Genomic DNA, 16,018 nt, shown 5'->3' on the forward strand with positions numbered 1-16,018 from the left:
AGGCCGTCATTACATCTTTTTGGTTAAAGGGCGAATGGCTTTACCGAACGCAAAGCGCAGCGCACGTAAGGCCGTGGGGCGCTGGTGAACGCCTTTCTGCCAGATCTCCTCAAACAGGCTGTACCAACGGGCCGCAACAGCCTGACGAGAATAAACCTCAAGGCGTTTCTCACCCTGCTCCAGCATACGCCGGAAGAGCTCAGGATCATTTTTCAGACGCATAATGGCGTTGAAAGCCTCGTCCGGCGTTTTGGCAATCAGGTAGTCCAGCTCGCTTTCGCGAATAGCGTTGAAGGAGGGTTCGTCATCGCAAATCATGACGGTTTTTCCGAGCCAGCCGTTAATCAGTTTACTGGCAGGCTTACGTGCCAGTTTATGGTCGTGTGATTTCCTGAAGCTAAGGCACACGTCCACATCGCGATAATCGGTCCAGTTATTGAACGAGATACGCAGCGTAATGCCCTGTTCCGCAAGACGCTGTTTGAAGGCATCGCTGCCAAATTCCGCCGGGAAGCTATCGACACGGCCAAAATAAGCGACCGTGCGGACGTCATTATCGGTGCGTTCGCGTGGTTGTACGCCAGGCTGTGGCCAGTACGGCACAAAAACTCTGTTTCCGCGATTTTTGAATTGCGGATTTTGCTCTACAACATAGTCTGAGCCGATAACCGGCGGGCGGTCAGCACGTGCAACAACGGTGAGCCCTTTCCAGGGTTTTACGCGCGAGCCGAAATCGTCGTTATGCATTAAATTGATGGCATCGGGGCGGCACTCAGAGCCAAACGACACCTCTACCCGCTCGGGATAGTAATAATTCAGCGTCAGGGCCGTCTGGAAAGTCCAGCCGCCGCGCCCACCGCAGTAAAAGCGCTCGGGAATGGTGTCCGGGTTGACGCGGGCATCGACAAGCGACTGAAAATCGGGGTAGTTTTTAGCGATAAAATCGCTACGTGAAACGGCATGTAGTTTAATTTTATTCATCAGGAAATTGTCGTAACTAATTTTTTAAGACGGAAGTAGCGACGACCCAGACGCCAGCGCTGTTTAAAGCCGCGCGCGTTCTTCCAGATCATCTCCCAGATGCCCCGATCGAAAAGCTCGCGCGTGATTTCGCGTTTCTTCGCAGGATCTTCAATATTATTAATGCTATGTAAGATCCCAAGCCCTTCTTTGGCTATCTGCCAGTGACACGCCGGAACACGTTTCACCTGTTCGGGATAACGTTCATTAATGGCGTTCAGCATCTCAAGGATTTTCATGTAGTGACGAGCTGAACGCATGCGCGTGTCATCGGTGCCCGGCGTATGGGAAACCGAGGCGGCGTGGATCAGGTAGTCATACAGCGTTTCGTCGATATATTGCACCCGCTGCGCCGTCAGCAACACTTCGGTGGTCCACGGAATATCCTGATGACGCAGGCCATGTTCGAAGCGGAAACCATGACGTTTGATGAAGTCGTGGCGATAAATATTCAGCCAGGTGACATGCAGGAATTTGCGTGAGTTCAACGCCATTTGCAGCCAGGCAGGGCCATCCAGGACGCCGGTAGACGTCAGTCGATCCGAGGGGAAAATCTTCTTCGCCGGACGACCGTCATCATAAATGTATGTACCGTTACAGGTCGCGACATCCAGATTATTTTGCGTGGCGATATCGAGCAGGCGCGGATAAAGCGTCGGGTAGATAACGTCGTCGATATCCGGAAACGCCAGGTATTGGCCTTGCGCCAGTGCCAGTCCGGTATTACGCGCGGCGGATACGCCCTGATTTTCCTGTTTTACATGCTGAAAACGCGGAAATTGCGCGCGGTAGCTTTCGGTGATTTCAGCGGAGCGGTCGGTCGACCCGTCGTCCACGACGATGAGCTCAACGCTCTCCAGTTGCTGGCTTTTAATGCTGTCAAAAAAGGCGCTCAGGAACTTCTCGCCGTTATAAACCGCGACAATGATACTCAGAAGGGGGGTATCAGACATGCTTTCTCCGTGGGATACCGGGTCTTACAGATAAACACTTTTCACCTGGCGTAACGGCATTTCGACAGCATGTGATGTCAGAAGTTCGCCAGGCCATTGCGCCGGTGGCTGCCTATTATCTATGAAGCGATAAAGAAAGCTACCGGCGCGAGCCTGCGTTTAAGAAGGGTTAGTTGACGCTTCTGGCGGCGTGCGCAGGGCACAAATCCCAATTAATAGCCCTGTCAGCATCATATACTGCTCCAGATAATGGTCTTTAAGGTTATGGTCAACCAGGGTACGGGAGAAGAAACCAATCGTAAACAAGAGCAAGAAAAGCCCTGGCATCGTATTACCGTGGCGGTATTCACGCCAGCCGATATACCAGCACATGACCAGCAATATCAGCCAGCCTGCGATGCCCGCGATACCATTCTGTAACCCGAATTCAATAAGCCCATAATGACTGTGCGGGATATCAATACGCTGATTATTAGTATCGTGACGTAAAAGGTAATTAAACGCCTCTTTACGCGGCCCCATGCCGAACGGATGTTCTGCGACCAATTTCCAGCCCTGATGGAAAAAGCTGGCGCGACAGCCATTGGAATGATTGATCGGCTTGCCTAAGTCATTAACGGGATGTTTTCCGGTGGCTCTGTTGTAACAGAAGCTGTTGAAGGAGGCATTCCAGCCCGTCTCGGCGTCATCTTCCAGACTGCCCCAGCGCGGGTCGGTTTTCCATGAAGTCACCACCAGCGCGCCTGCCACCACGACGATAGCCAGGAAAATGCTACCCACTCTAATCACATTGCTACGCCGCATCTTATGCAGGCTTAGCAGGAGAAAAGTCGAAAAGAGGCTGCCCACAAGGCCGATCGTGCCCCAGCGGGTGTCGACCAGTGCGGTGCATAGCAAATTGGCGAGCAACATCAAAACCAGAACCGGCGATTTTAGCGTCATAAAGCGCTGATGCAGCAGACTGCGCGTCAGTAACTCCGCCAGCAAGAAGCCGGTTATCATATTGACCTGGAAGCTCATGCGGGTGCGGTTAAACACAATTCGCGTCTCGCCCCAGTGAATGACTCCGTCACGCCAGTACAGATAAAGCGAGTCCAGTAAATGGATCAGGATAACGCCCCAGAAACACAGGATCACCGCCGTGAACAGCCTGGCGGCAGTAAGTGAAGGGAATCTGTCCTGTAAAACCGGCATCAGCAGGATGCCCGAGGTAAAAAGTAAAACGGGCCTGACCCATTGCCCGTCCCAGGTTCCGATCATTTCTTTAATATCAGGCGCAACAATAAAACCGTTGATTAAAATAAAGAACGTCAGTAACCAGATGAACAGCATCACCGGTTTGATTTTAGGTATGTTTAAATGCTGACGGGCTGAAGACGACGTAAAAAACAGGCCAACAGTGAGCGCAATAGAAAGATAGATAAAGACGTTGCGATGGAAAGGTAACATTCCATTCGGAATAGGCCATACAAAGCAAAGCGCCAGTACGGATACGAACAAAAGCCCGGACAAAGCATTACGTTTAGTGTTCATAAAAATTAACAACTTGTAAGGACAGTTTGCTTAACATGTGGTCTTAAAAATTCAGAAATATCTCGTAAGACTCTGCGAAAAAACAATAAATTGCACGGCAAAGTAGCACAGATAATATCTATAAAGAAGGATAATGTTTGTAAGTATTCATAAAGCCAAAGGTATAATTGTGCTGCCGGACACGCTGGCTAATAACAGGAAGATTATGCATATCGTTCATACCGAAGCAGACGGCGGAAAGGGTGGTCAGCCGCTGCGCATTATTAACGAATCTCTCGGCATGCAGGCGCGCGGCCATCAGGTCACTATTGTCTGTCCTGAAGAGGTACCGCTGAACTCGCTGGCGCGGGACGCTGGCCTGACGGTCGTCAATCTGCCTGTCGGTCGTAAAAAAATTCCTAATCTGCTGCGCCTGCGAGCGTGGCTGAAACATGAGGCGGGGCATATTGACGTTATCAATAGCCACAACTCCGTTGACACCTGGCTTGTCGCGCTGGCCAGCGCGACGCTGCGTAACCCGCCGCCGCTGGTGCGTACCCGTCACGCTTCCGGCAAGCCGCGAAATAACCGTGGGACGCGATGGTTGTTTGGCACCGCCTGCGCGCATGTGGTGACGACCGGTGAAGCGTTGCGTCATCAGCTTGAAGAGATCGGCGTGCCGCTTTCTCACAGCACTTCTGTGCCAAGCGGCGTCGATACCGCGCGGTTTAAGCCAGGCGATAAACACGCGGCGCGCCAGGATTGCGGACTGAGTGAAGACGATTTCTGGCTTGGCGTGGTCTCGCATTTGCGTCCAAACAAAGGCCATAGCGTGTTGTTACAGGCGCTGGCGCAAATCGATAATCCGCATATCCGGCTGGCGATTGTTGGCGAAGGGCCGCACCGCGCCGCGCTGGAGCAGGAAATTGCCGCGCTGGGGTTGCAAACACGTGTGGTAATGGCCGGGCATCAGCGCGAGCCGCAGAAGTGGTTTCCGGCGTTTGATATCGCACTGAGCCCGTCGCACGACATGGAAGGCGTGCCGCAGGGCGTTTTGCAGTCGCTGGCGTCGCGCGTTGCGACCATCGCCACGGACGCGGGCGGCACGGCGGATGCCGTCATTGATAATCAAACCGGATTATTAGTCGGCCAGCGGGACGCGCAGGCGTTAAAAGCCGCTATCATGCGGCTCTATGACGACGCGGCGCTGCGCGAGCGGCTGGCGCAGCAGGGTTATGAGTACCTGTGCAGCCATTTCACGCGTGACTGTATGCTGGATGCGATGGAGCAGGTGTTCCGAAACGCCAGCCGTCAGGCCAGCAGTTCACGATAAAGCGCATTGAGTTCCTGGGCCATTCTTTCCAGCGTCCAGGGCTCTGCGGTGCGTCGCGCGGCGCTGATATAATCTTTCCCGGCGGCGCGCCCTGTCAGCCACTGACCAATCGCCTCGCTATAGCCGGGCGCATCAAGCGCATCACGCACCCAGCCATTCTCGCCCTCCTGCACCCATTCCGCTGCGCCGCAGCCGTGGCTCGTTAACAGCGGCAGGCCGCAGGCGAGCGCTTCCACGCAGACATTAGGGAACGGATCGTAGAGCGTCGGCAAAATCAGGGCATCAGCGCTGCCATACACCGTTTTGATATCCGCGATCGGGCCGAGAAATTTGACGCGCGCCGCGACGCCAAGCTTGTGCGCCAGCGCTTCGAAACGGCGCGCGTGTTTATCGCGTCCGGCCACCAGCAGCCAGACGGTGGGGTGGTCAACTATCGCTTTCAGCGCTACCGCAACGCCTTTACGGGCAAATCCGGAACCGACGTAAGCGAGTACCGGCGCATCAGCCGGAACACCCAGCTCGCTTCGAAGTGAGTGCTCACGTACTGAGGGGTGAAACATTGACGTATCAACACCGTTATAAATCACCGTCAGTTGATTATCCGCCAGTCCGAAACGGCGGGCGATATCGTCGCGCACCATTCGGGAGTTACAAATCACTTTGCGAAGTTTCGGATGCATAAACATCTCGCGCTCCGCTTTGAGAATGTAACGATGATACGCGCTAAAGGACTGCGCCCAGCGTGCCAGCGGCGACTGAATACGATGGTATTGTTCAAGCCAGGCAGCGTGCACACCATCGCCGGCGCGAAAAATCGTGGCACCCGGGATACGCTCGTGACTTTGCACGATATCAAATGCTGCAAACTGCGCGGCGGCGGCGGCGGCAAAACCGGCCTCACGCGCTTTACGATTGCGAAACGGCGGATCGACCGTCAGCGTTTGCCAGCCCGCGCCGCTTTCCCACTGGCGGGCAATCAGCGTGACATCCAGCTCGCCGCTTTGCGACAGCACATTCAGCGCGCGCGAAACAAAGCGCTCCGCGCCGCCGTTAGGGTTCCAGGTCTGTCTGACGATGGCCAGTTTCATGCAGGCGTTTCCAGCAGCAGAGTATCGATAGCGCTCAGCACCTGTTGAGGCGTAATGGCGGTGATGCAGTCAGAGACGCCGCTGTCGCCGCAGCCTGCTTTACCGCAGGGCTGACAGGTAAAGCCTGCAGTGATAACGCGATGCGATACGCCCCAGGGCGACCATTTAATGGCACCGGTCGGCCCGAAAATCGCGACGGTGGGCGTGCCGACGGCGCTTGCCAGATGCATCGGCATCGAATCGACGCCGAAGTAAATCCGGGCGTGTTTCATCAGCGCGCCAAGCTGTTTCAGGTTCAGTTGGCCGCTCAGATCAAATACTGGCTGTGTCAGCGCAGCGCGAAGTTTATCCATATACTCTGTTTCTTCGCGGGACGGCGCGGCGGAGAGGATAACCGGCAGCCCACGGCTTGCCAGTGCATCGACGGTAGCGGCCAGCGCGCGGGTATCCCAGGATTTAAACATCCAGCGCGAGGTGGGATGCACCAGAATGTAGTCGCCGCTTTTCAGGCCAAACGCGGCCAGTTTATCCTGGATAAACGCTTCTGCTTCGTCGCCGGGCACAAACAACGTGCGTTTGTCGTCGCTGGTGGCCGGATGAATACCGATACGACGCAGCGCGTCGAGGTTCACTTCCACCATATGACGTGTGTTGTCCTGAATCGCCGGATAGAGCGTGGTGAACGATTTTACCCAGCGGCGGCGCGCAAAGCCGCTGCGTTTGTCCGGGCGAAAGCCCACAGAGACGCGTGGTTTCAGCAGGCGCGCCAGACGAGCGCCGTGCCAGTGTTCGGTCAGGTTAATCAGCACGTCATACTGGCGGGCTTTGAGGGTTTTCACCAGTCCCCGGTAAAGCTGAAACTGCTTAAGAAGCCCCTGTTTGCGCCAGTTGCGGCCAATGGTGTGCACCTGGTCGATATGCGGATGGCTGGTCAGCATCGCCTGGGTGTCGTCATATACCAGCGCATCCACTTCTGCCTGCGGGTACGCTTTTTTCAGCACCGTAAAGCAGGGAGAGGTCAACAATACGTCGCCGTGGTGGCGCAGCTTAATGATCAGAACGCGCTTTGGCGGGCGTTCAGGCGTGAATAAGTCAGGCATGGGCACTCTCTGAAACGGATGTTTCCCCGCAAAGCCAGGGACGCAGTTGTTCAAAAACGGTAGCGGCGGGCAGATCGGCAAGCTTCAGCGAATCCACCGGACGACAGACAAACTGGTTTTTCCCGTAGCCCCCAATCAGACCCGGATCGGTCGGCCCGTAGAGCGTGACGTTCGGGCGATCGAGCGCGGCGGTGAGATGGCTCAGGCCGGTATCTACCGACACCACAAACCGCGCGCCCGCCAGCTGGTGGGCCACCTGTTCAAGCGTCAGGCGTGGGAGCACCTGCACATAATTAAAACCTTCAGCAAGCCGTTTGGCCCGCGCTTCTTCGTGCGGCGCGCCCCACGGCAGACGAATCTGCAGACCCGTCGGGCCCAGCAGCGCGATAAGCTCGCGCCAGTGCGCTTCCGGCCAGTGTTTTTCATCGCGCGTGGTGGCGTGCAGGAACACGACATAACGCCCGGCGTCGTCCGCAGCCTGGCGCAAAAAGTGCTGCGCGATGGCGTAATCGCCCTGGGCTGCGGGTTTTGCATAGCCGAGGCTTTTCGCAAAGAGTTCGCGGGTGCGCTCCACGGCGTGCTGCGCTTTCGCAATATGGTGACGGCGGTGATAGAAAAGACTGGCAAGCGGCTCGCGCGCCGTCTGCCAGTCCATGCCATGCTTAACGCCGCGTGCCAGGCGCGTCACCAGGGCTGCGCTTTTGACCAGCCCCTGCGCGTCGATCACCGCATCGTAATTTACCGCCCGCAGCGCGTCGCGAAAGGCCCGGCGCTCGGCTTTGACCGGCGCGGAAAACCACGCCTTGCGCCAGCGGCGGATCGCCACCGGCAGCACGCGTTCAACCGCCGGATGCCATGAAGGGATCTGCGCGAAGCCTTCTTCCACGACCCAGTCAAATCGGATATCCGGCATCGCCTGCATGGCGTCGGTTAACGCGGGCAGCGTATGAAGCACATCGCCCATTGAGGAGGTTTTCACAACAAGCACCCGCATCCGTCAGGCTTCCTCGTTCAGCAGCAGTTCGTTGAGCGTCTCCAGAACGCGGGCAGGCGTAATGTCGATAAGACTCTGGTGGTAGCCCTCAGCGGCGTCGCCTTTACGCACTTTATGGTAGCCGGTGATGAGACGAATCACTTTGGCCTTATGCGACAGCGGCGGCGTGAAATCCGGGCTGCTCGGGCCGTAGAGCGCCACCAGCGGGCGATCGAGCGCGGCAGCCACATGCATCAGGCCGGAATCATTGGTCACCACGGCCTTACAGGCGGCAATCAGCACCACGGCCTGCTCAAGCTGGGTCTCACCCGCCAGATTGCGGCACCACGCCTGCTGTTCAACACTGAGCGCCGCGAGGATTTCATTGCCCGCTTCGTGATCTTTCGCCGAGCCAAACAGCGCCACCTGATAACCTTCGTCAATCAGCTGTTTTGCCAGCTCTGCGTAGTGATAATGCGGCCAGCGTTTCGCCGGGCCAAACTCCGCGCCGGGGCAGAAGCCGATTATCGGGCGCTCGGCGGAAAGCGCGAACTGCGCGCAGGTCTGGCTTTTTTCCGCGTCCGTGACCAGCAGTTGCGGCCAGAGTAAGGGCTGCGGCAAATCTTTTGCCGACTGCATCACGCCCTTATCGTAGGCCAGCGCGACATAACGCTCGACCATCAGCGGCCATGCCTGTTTATCCAGCACGCGAACATCGTTCAGCAGGCCGTAGCGCATCTCGCCGCGCCAGCCGGTGCGGTGCGGGATACCTGCGAAAAAAGGCACCAGCGCCGATTTGAATGAGTTTGGCAGCACGTACGCGCGATCGTAGCGGCGTTCACGCAGGCTATGGCCCAGACGACGGCGCTCGCCAAGCCCCAGCGCGCCGTGGCCGAGCGGCATGGGGATCGCCTCATTCACCTCCGGCATACGCGACAGCAGTGGACGGCACCACGCGGGTGCCATCACATCAATCACCGCCTGCGGATAACGGGCCCGGAGCGTGCGATAGAGACTTTGCGACATCATCATGTCGCCCACCCATGACGGGCCGATCACCAGTATTTTCATGCATCAGCCTGCTTATGCGTCGCGATTCAGCCAGGCCATATATTCCGCGACCCCTTCGGCAACGGTTTTAAACGGCTTGTCGTAGCCCGCGGCGCGCAGGTTAGTGAGATCGGCCTGAGTAAACGCCTGATAGCGGCCTTTGAGTTTTTCCGGGAACGGGATGTATTCGATGCTGCCTTTCTTATGGAAGGCCAGCGCGGCATCCGCCACGGCCTGGAACGACTCCGCACGGCCGGTGCCGCAGTTGAAAATGCCGGATACGCCGTTCTGCCAGAACCACAGGTTTACTGCGGCCACGTCGCCCACGTAGATGAAGTCGCGCTTAAAGTTTTCGCTGCCTTCAAACAGTTTCGGGCTTTCGCCGTTGTTCAGTTGCGTATTGAGGTGGAACGCCACGCTCGCCATGCTGCCTTTGTGGCCTTCGCGCGGTCCGTAGACGTTAAAGTAACGGAAGCCGGTGATCTGCGAGTTCGCTTCCGGCAGGATCTGACGAACGTATTCATCGAACAGGAATTTCGAGTAGCCGTATACATTCAGCGGCTTCTCATATTCGCGTGATTCGATAAAGTCAGAGGTGCGCCCGCCGTAGGTGGCGGCAGAAGAGGCATACAGGAACGGGATTTCGCGCTCCAGGCAGTAGTGCAGCAGCTCTTTGGAGTACTGATAGTTGTTGTCCATCATGTACTTGCCGTCCCACTCGGTAGTGGATGAGCAGGCGCCTTCGTGGAACACGGCTTCAACCTCGCCGAACTCCTCGCCAGACATGATCTGCACCTGGAAATCTTCTTTATCCATGTAATCGGCGATATTCAGATCCACCAGGTTGACGAACTTGGTGCCGTCTTTCAGGTTGTCCACCACCAGAATGTCGGTATAGCCGATGTCGTTCAGAGCCTTAACAATGTTGCTGCCGATAAAACCCGCGCCGCCGGTAACGATAATCATAAGCCTGTCCTTCAGAATGTGAGCCGGGAAAAATCTCCGGCGTGAATAGTATCAATCATACCATCACATTGGTTGCCCTACAGCCATTGGCCGTTTCAGCCGTAGCAAGTTTGCCCGTCTCGCGTGATTTATGCTGCAAAACAAAGAATCGGTGCTTCGTCATCTCGTCTCTGCCCATAGCTTTGGGTAATAATATGTGCCGAACTGGCTCATGTCTGGAGAATTGCAATGCGAGGGGATTTTTACCAACAGCTTTCCGCCGATTTAGAAACGGCGCGCGCCGAAGGCTTGTTTAAGGAAGAACGAATCATCACCTCCGCCCAGCAAGCGGATATCCAGGTGGCAGACGGCAGCCACGTCATCAACTTTTGCGCCAACAACTATCTTGGTCTGGCGAATCACCCTGAGCTTATCGCCGCGGCGAAGCAGGGCATGGACACTCACGGCTTCGGCATGGCCTCGGTGCGCTTTATCTGCGGCACCCAGGACAGCCACAAGCTGCTCGAAAATAAGCTGGCCGCGTTTCTCGGCATGGAAGACGCCATTCTTTACTCTTCCTGCTTTGACGCCAACGGCGGGCTGTTTGAAACGCTGCTCGGCCCGGAAGACGCGATTATCTCCGATGCGCTGAACCACGCCTCCATCATCGACGGCGTGCGCCTGTGTAAAGCAAAGCGTTTCCGTTACGCCAATAACGATATGCAGGAGCTGGAAGCGCGCCTGAAAGAAGCCCGTGAAGCGGGCGCGCGCCATATTCTTATCGCGACAGACGGCGTGTTCTCGATGGACGGCGTGATCGCCAACCTGAAAGGCGTGTGCGATCTGGCGGATAAATATGACGCGCTGGTCATGGTGGATGATTCTCACGCGGTCGGTTTTGTCGGCGAAAACGGGCGCGGTTCACATGAATATTGTGACGTGATGGGCCGTGTGGACATTATCACCGGCACGCTGGGCAAAGCGCTTGGCGGCGCGTCCGGCGGCTATACCGCGGCGCGCAAAGAGGTCGTCGAATGGCTGCGTCAGCGTTCACGCCCGTATCTCTTCTCAAACTCACTGGCACCGGCGATTGTCGCGGCATCCATCAAGGTGCTGGAGATGGTGGAATCCGGCGCTGATCTGCGTGCGCGTCTGTGGTCCAACGCGCGTCTGTTCCGCGAGAAGATGACGGCGGCGGGCTTTACGCTGGCGGGCGCCGATCACGCCATTATCCCGGTAATGCTGGGCGATGCCGTTATCGCGCAGGAATTCGCCCGCGAGCTGCAAAAAGAGGGCATTTACGTGACCGGCTTCTTCTATCCGGTGGTGCCGAAAGGCCAGGCGCGTATTCGCACCCAGATGTCGGCGGCGCATACTCCTGAACAAATTGAACGTGCGGTCGATGCGTTTACCCGCATCGGTAAACAGTTAGGCGTGATTGCCTGAGGGCGTGAAATGAAAGCATTATCAAAACTGAAACCGGCAGAAGGCATCTGGATGACCGATGTGCCGGAGCCGGAAGTGGGTCATAACGATCTGCTGATCAAAATTCGCAAAACCGCGATTTGCGGCACCGATGTGCACATTTACAACTGGGATGAATGGTCGCAGAAGACCATTCCGGTGCCGATGGTTGTCGGCCATGAATATGTTGGCGAAGTGGTCGGCATTGGCCAGGAAGTGAAAGGCTTTAAAATCGGCGATCGCGTCAGCGGCGAAGGCCACATTACCTGCGGTCACTGCCGTAACTGCCGCGGCGGGCGCACGCATCTGTGCCGCAACACCGTTGGCGTGGGCGTCAACCGTCCGGGCTGTTTCGCGGAATATCTGGTGATCCCGGCGTTCAACGCGTTCAAAATCCCGGACAATATCTCTGACGATCTGGCTTCCATCTTTGACCCGTTCGGCAACGCCGTACATACGGCGCTCTCGTTTGATCTGGTCGGTGAAGATGTGCTGGTGTCAGGCGCGGGCCCTATCGGCATCATGGCGGCAGCGGTGGCGAAACACGTCGGCGCGCGTAACGTCGTGATTACCGATGTGAATGAGTATCGCTTGTCGCTGGCCCGCAAAATGGGCGTGACCCGCGCGGTGAACGTCGCGAACGAAAGCCTGCAGGACGTGATGAACGAACTGGGCATGACCGAAGGCTTCGATGTGGGTCTTGAGATGTCCGGCGCGCCGCCGGCGTTCCGCACCATGCTGGATACCATGAACCACGGCGGGCGTATCGCCATGCTGGGTATTCCGCCCTCTGATATGTCGATCGACTGGAACAAAGTCATTTTCAAAGGGCTCTTCATCAAAGGCATTTATGGCCGCGAGATGTTTGAAACCTGGTACAAAATGGCGGCGCTGATTCAGTCTGGCCTCGATCTGTCGCCAATTATCACCCATCGCTTCACCATCGATGACTTCCAGAAAGGCTTCGACGCCATGCGTTCCGGCCAGTCCGGGAAGGTGATCCTGAGCTGGGATTAACCCTTAATTACGGCGCCTGATTATTCGGGCGCCGCTACTATTTTCAGCGATTTGACCTTATAAAAGCGAATCGCTACCGTCTGCCTCGATTTTTATAACTCCCTTTTTTACACGCAATATCACGTCAATACCTGGCTCTCTTTCTTAAAAAGAGGGTATGTATTTAAAAGTGTCGTCAGAAAAAATAAAATACAATCCGCGTCTTCATGTCTATTCTGTTAGAACAAAAGTCCACGAAATAGGGCCTGCGTATTTCGAGCGTTTTGTTGTTGGTAATTCCTCTGCTAGTCGTTATCTACGTTACGCAAGCTCGCTATTGTTGAGCCAATCTCTTATCGCTGCAGGCCCGTGTACGCGCCCTTTATCGCCATGACAGGCAGTTCGTCTGCGTAGACAGAAAAAAATATCGTGGCTGATTCTGGACTTACGCCACATTTGCGCACTTTTTCTTTATCGTTTTTGCCTGCCGTGCCTATATTGTTTGTTCAGGCCTGGTTAAATGTTGTGAATCACTATGCTTAAACTCTCCGTTTGCGTTCTGACCTGCAACTCTGCGCGCTTGCTGCGTGAAGTGTTACCACCATTGTTGATTATCGCTGATGAAATGGTGGTGCTGGATTCCGGCAGCCATGACGACACCGTGGCGATTTGTCATGAATATGGCATTACGCCGCATTTTCACCCTTATGCTATGCACGGCCAGCAGATGAATCATGCGATTAGCCTTGCCTCGCATGACTGGGTGCTCTGTATGGACAGCGATGAAATCCTCGATGAGGAAACCGTCGATTTTATTCTGGCGCTGAAAGCAGGTGACGAACCGCGCCCTGATCAGGCCTGGCGAATTTCCCGCTACTGGCATGTACTTGGCGAGCCTGTACGCACCATTTATCCCATCTCATCGCCTGATTTCCCGGTTCGGCTTTTTAACCGTCGTTCGGCGCGATTTAACGATCGCCCTGTGGATGACAAAGTGGAAGGACAGTTACAGACGGTAAAAATTCCCGGCTATGTTCGTCACGATACGTTTTACTCATTGCATGAAGTTTTTAATAAATTAAACAGTTATACGACGCGGCTGGTGAAATATAAAAAAGTGCGTCCGTCGCTGCTTCGCGGTGTGATAAGCGCGATCGGCGCGTTTTTTAAATGGTATCTGTTTAGCGGTGCCTGGCGACAGGGTCGGGTGGGGCTGGTAACGGGCTTATATGCCACGTTTTACAGCTTCCTCAAATACTTCAAAGCCTGGTATGCGCACGGCGATAAAAAAAGGTGCCGGTAAAAAAACATTCTGACTCACCGCTCCCTCGATAATAAAAAACCCGCCTTCCGGCGGGTTTTTTATTCAGGACTGTTTGCCCCATCCTTGCCATTGATGGCGCAAATAACTCACCAGCGGGCTCTGGCTGACGCTTTCGCCGATCACCGTAAAGAAACGCGTGGCATAGACCGGCTCAGGCTGGCGTTTCGGCTTGCAAAGCTTCACACCACGGAACGGGTTACGCGGCGCGGTCGGCACGGTCTGTGAAGGCGGCGCGACGTTTGGTCTTGATGTATCCACCTGCGGCTCATTCAGCAGGCTGCTCGCGCGCACCAGCGTAATGTCGGGCGGCAGACTGTAGAGCATTTGCTGGAGCACGCGTACCGTTGACGGGTGAGGGTGCCCTATAGCAATCGCCGAGCCGTTACGGCGCGCCAGCGCGACCGCGCGGTTAAACTGATAACGAATATCCGCGTCGTTCTGGGTGTCGTCCAGAAAGACTTTACGCTTGATGACTTTCACGCCGGTACCTGCGGCGGCGCGCATGGCCTGGCTGTTACCGATGGTCATGCTATCGAGGAAAAAGAGATTGTAGTGCGCGAGCGACGCCATCACTTTCTGCATACCTGGAAGACTTGATGTCATCGCGCTGCCCATATGGTTATTCATGCCGATGGCGTAAGGCACGCTGTTTACCGCTTCGCGAATAATACGCGCGATTTCATCAGCGCTCATGTCCGGGCGCAGCGTGTCTTTTTCCAGCGGCTGTTTGCTAAGCGGCGCCATCGGCAGGTGGATGAGCACGTCATGCCCCTGATTATGGGCTTTGGTCGCCATTTCGCGAGCGTGCGGCGCGTTAGGCAGTACGGCGACAGAGACTTCAGCGGGCATCGCCAGCACCTGGTTTTCGGTGCCCGGGCGATAGCCGAAATCATCAATCACGATAGCGAGTTTGCCGGCAAGGGCGGGAGCGGCGAGTGCCAGCGAACCGGCGAGAACAAAAACAAGACGACGCAAATGAAGCAAAACTTATCTTCCCAACCACGGTTGTGGATTGACCGCCTGACCCTGACGGCGAATTTCAAAATAGAGTGAAGGACGACCCTGACCGCCGCTGTTACCCACCAGCGCGATGGGCTGACCGGCGCGGACCTGCGCGCCCACGTTCACCAGCGCGCTCTGGTTGTAACCGTAAAGGCTCATGTCGCCTTTGCCGTGCTCAACCACCACGACCAGACCATAACCCTGCAGCCAGTCGGCAAGGATAACGCGCCCGTCGGCGATGGCTTTCACCTCGGTGCCTTCGCTGGCACCGATAACGATGCCCTTCCAACGTAGTTCACCTTGCAGCTGTTCGCCATAACGGTGCAGCAACGGGCCGCGTACCGGCCAGAATGCCTGACCGTTCGGCGAGCCGAGCCCGCCGGTGCGCGCCATCAGCGAACGTTCGCTGTCGGAAGGTTTATAGGTGGTGCCTTTGCGCGAGGCCTCTTTCTGACGGGAACGAACCTGTTCGGCTTCACGCGCCTCGCGTTCGGCGCGCGCTTTGGCCGCCGCTTCCGCACGGGCGATGCGATCGCGCAGGCGCGATTCGTTGGCGCGCAGCTCGCTTAGCTGCTGCTGCCCTTCCTGAATGGAAGAGTCCAGCGCGCCAAGGGTTTTCTTACGTTCGTTGCGGGCCTGCTCCAGCTTTGCCTGCTGTGCCTGCTGCTCGTAAAGCAGCGTCTGCTGCTGCGTCTGCTTCTCTTCGAGCTCCGCTTTTTGCGTGGCGACTTCTTCGCGGGTTTGCTTGAGCTGGGCGATGGTTTCCTGTCGCGCTTCGTTGAGATAGCCGAAATAGGCCTGTAAACGCTGGCCGCGCTGGCTCTCTTCGCCGCTCAGGATCAACTGAAGGCCGCTGTGTTGCCCCTGACGGAACGCCGCATCAAGCTGGGCCGCAAGGTTGCGTTCCTGTGCCGCTTTCTGCTTCTCCAGCTTTGCGATGGAGTCATTCATCTGGGCTATCTGACGGTTGAGTTCCGCCAGCGTATTCTGGGTTTCGCGCAGTTTGCGGCTGGCGGCGGCGATCGCCTGTTCCTGGCTTTTCAGCTGGGCGAGCAGTTTCGCGCGCTGCTGCTGTTGCTGGCGCACGGTGCGCTCTTTGGCGGCGATATCATCCTGGATGGATTTAAGCTGATCGCGGTCATCCGCGTGGGCGGAAAGCGGGCATAACAATACGCCAGCGCTGAGCGCGCTGGCGTAAAGCAGGGGCTTAAGTGAGAACCGAAACGGCCTGTTGCCCCATGTCATTGAAAAAATCGCC

General features: G+C 56.3%; 14 protein-coding genes. 4 read left to right on the plus strand and 10 right to left on the minus strand.

Annotation, left to right across the window (positions count from 1 at the left end):
• Positions 1-9: 9 nt before the first annotated feature.
• The 3 genes from CSK29544_RS05105 to CSK29544_RS05115 form a co-directional block, all read right to left on the minus strand.
• The gene (locus CSK29544_RS05105) at positions 10-981 is read right to left on the minus strand and encodes a glycosyltransferase (RefSeq protein WP_004388477.1); all 972 of its coding nucleotides are present in this window, start codon (positions 979-981) and stop codon (positions 10-12) included.
• Positions 981-1,973, minus strand: coding sequence for a glycosyltransferase (locus CSK29544_RS05110; RefSeq protein ID WP_007894811.1), 993 nt, complete (start codon positions 1,971-1,973; stop codon positions 981-983). The genes CSK29544_RS05105 and CSK29544_RS05110 overlap by 1 nt, the downstream gene beginning before the upstream one ends.
• A 159-nt stretch (positions 1,974-2,132) precedes the next feature.
• Positions 2,133-3,422, minus strand: coding sequence for an O-antigen ligase family protein (locus tag CSK29544_RS05115; RefSeq protein WP_007894810.1), 1,290 nt, complete (start codon positions 3,420-3,422; stop codon positions 2,133-2,135).
• Positions 3,423-3,711: 289 nt separating this feature from the next.
• Here CSK29544_RS05115 and CSK29544_RS05120 point away from each other — a divergent pair, with 289 nt between their 5' ends.
• Entirely contained in the window at positions 3,712-4,818 is a 1,107-nt protein-coding gene (locus tag CSK29544_RS05120; protein ID WP_029039182.1) for a glycosyltransferase family 4 protein, read from the plus strand.
• On the opposite strand, the gene CSK29544_RS05125 is transcribed toward CSK29544_RS05120, so the two are convergent.
• From CSK29544_RS05125 to rfaD, 5 genes are read right to left on the minus strand one after another with little or no spacing between them, the layout of a single operon-like run.
• Complete coding sequence (locus CSK29544_RS05125; protein WP_007894808.1) at positions 4,797-5,906, minus strand: glycosyltransferase family 4 protein; 1,110 nt, start codon at positions 5,904-5,906, stop codon at positions 4,797-4,799. The two genes, CSK29544_RS05120 and CSK29544_RS05125, sit on opposite strands and share 22 nt — an antisense overlap.
• Entirely contained in the window at positions 5,903-7,006 is a 1,104-nt protein-coding gene (gene rfaQ, locus CSK29544_RS05130; protein ID WP_004388481.1) for a putative lipopolysaccharide heptosyltransferase III, read from the minus strand. Before rfaQ ends, CSK29544_RS05125 begins: the two co-directional genes overlap by 4 nt.
• Complete coding sequence (gene rfaC, locus CSK29544_RS05135) at positions 6,999-8,000, minus strand: lipopolysaccharide heptosyltransferase RfaC (protein WP_007895436.1); 1,002 nt, start codon at positions 7,998-8,000, stop codon at positions 6,999-7,001. The genes rfaQ and rfaC overlap by 8 nt, the downstream gene beginning before the upstream one ends.
• Positions 8,001-8,003: 3 nt before the next feature.
• Positions 8,004-9,050 carry an ADP-heptose--LPS heptosyltransferase RfaF gene (gene rfaF / locus CSK29544_RS05140; RefSeq protein ID WP_007895439.1) on the minus strand — a complete coding sequence of 349 codons (1,047 nt, stop codon included), beginning with the start codon at positions 9,048-9,050 and terminating at the stop codon, positions 8,004-8,006.
• A 12-nt stretch (positions 9,051-9,062) separates the two neighbouring features.
• On the minus strand, positions 9,063-9,995 hold the full coding sequence (rfaD, locus tag CSK29544_RS05145) for an ADP-glyceromanno-heptose 6-epimerase (RefSeq protein ID WP_004388484.1): 933 nt from the start codon (positions 9,993-9,995) through the stop codon (positions 9,063-9,065).
• A 228-nt stretch (positions 9,996-10,223) separates the two neighbouring features.
• Between rfaD and kbl the strand changes: the two genes are divergently transcribed.
• The 3 genes from kbl to CSK29544_RS05160 all read left to right on the plus strand — a co-directional run bounded on the left by kbl (position 10,224) and on the right by CSK29544_RS05160 (position 13,737).
• Positions 10,224-11,420: a glycine C-acetyltransferase gene (gene kbl / locus CSK29544_RS05150; protein WP_007895441.1), complete on the plus strand. Its 1,197-nt coding sequence runs from the start codon at positions 10,224-10,226 to the stop codon at positions 11,418-11,420.
• Between the two features lie 9 nt (positions 11,421-11,429).
• Positions 11,430-12,455: an L-threonine 3-dehydrogenase gene (gene tdh / locus CSK29544_RS05155; protein WP_007895443.1), complete on the plus strand. Its 1,026-nt coding sequence runs from the start codon at positions 11,430-11,432 to the stop codon at positions 12,453-12,455.
• Between the two features lie 514 nt (positions 12,456-12,969).
• Positions 12,970-13,737, plus strand: a complete 768-nt coding sequence (locus tag CSK29544_RS05160; protein ID WP_029039183.1) for a glycosyltransferase family 2 protein — start codon at positions 12,970-12,972, stop codon at positions 13,735-13,737.
• 63 nt (positions 13,738-13,800) lie between these two features.
• Here the strand turns inward: CSK29544_RS05160 and CSK29544_RS05165 are convergent, their stop codons facing one another.
• A complete protein-coding gene (locus CSK29544_RS05165) occupies positions 13,801-14,742 on the minus strand; it encodes a divergent polysaccharide deacetylase family protein (protein ID WP_007895447.1) in 942 nt (313 codons plus the stop codon).
• Positions 14,743-14,745: 3 nt separating this feature from the next.
• Positions 14,746-16,005, minus strand: a complete 1,260-nt coding sequence (envC, locus tag CSK29544_RS05170) for a murein hydrolase activator EnvC (protein ID WP_007895448.1) — start codon at positions 16,003-16,005, stop codon at positions 14,746-14,748.
• Between the last annotated feature and the right edge of the window lie 13 nt (positions 16,006-16,018).

Source organism: Cronobacter sakazakii, from assembly GCF_000982825.1.
In the GTDB taxonomy this organism is placed as follows: domain Bacteria; phylum Pseudomonadota; class Gammaproteobacteria; order Enterobacterales; family Enterobacteriaceae; genus Cronobacter; species Cronobacter sakazakii.

Excerpts from the sequence above, each read along its gene's own strand:
- CSK29544_RS05105 (WP_004388477.1), bottom strand. The coding sequence starts at position 981 with ATGAATAAAATTAAACTACATGCCGTTTCACGTAGCGATTTTATCGCT.
- CSK29544_RS05110 (WP_007894811.1), bottom strand. The coding sequence starts at position 1,973 with ATGTCTGATACCCCCCTTCTGAGTATCATTGTCGCGGTTTATAACGGC.
- CSK29544_RS05115 (WP_007894810.1), bottom strand. The coding sequence starts at position 3,422 with ATGTTACCTTTCCATCGCAACGTCTTTATCTATCTTTCTATTGCGCTC.
- CSK29544_RS05120 (WP_029039182.1), top strand. The coding sequence starts at position 3,712 with ATGCATATCGTTCATACCGAAGCAGACGGCGGAAAGGGTGGTCAGCCG.
- CSK29544_RS05125 (WP_007894808.1), bottom strand. The coding sequence starts at position 5,906 with ATGAAACTGGCCATCGTCAGACAGACCTGGAACCCTAACGGCGGCGCG.
- rfaQ (WP_004388481.1), bottom strand. The coding sequence starts at position 7,006 with ATGCCTGACTTATTCACGCCTGAACGCCCGCCAAAGCGCGTTCTGATC.
- rfaC (WP_007895436.1), bottom strand. The coding sequence starts at position 8,000 with ATGCGGGTGCTTGTTGTGAAAACCTCCTCAATGGGCGATGTGCTTCAT.
- rfaF (WP_007895439.1), bottom strand. The coding sequence starts at position 9,050 with ATGAAAATACTGGTGATCGGCCCGTCATGGGTGGGCGACATGATGATG.
- rfaD (WP_004388484.1), bottom strand. The coding sequence starts at position 9,995 with ATGATTATCGTTACCGGCGGCGCGGGTTTTATCGGCAGCAACATTGTT.
- kbl (WP_007895441.1), top strand. The coding sequence starts at position 10,224 with ATGCGAGGGGATTTTTACCAACAGCTTTCCGCCGATTTAGAAACGGCG.
- tdh (WP_007895443.1), top strand. The coding sequence starts at position 11,430 with ATGAAAGCATTATCAAAACTGAAACCGGCAGAAGGCATCTGGATGACC.
- CSK29544_RS05160 (WP_029039183.1), top strand. The coding sequence starts at position 12,970 with ATGCTTAAACTCTCCGTTTGCGTTCTGACCTGCAACTCTGCGCGCTTG.
- envC (WP_007895448.1), bottom strand. The coding sequence starts at position 16,005 with ATGACATGGGGCAACAGGCCGTTTCGGTTCTCACTTAAGCCCCTGCTT.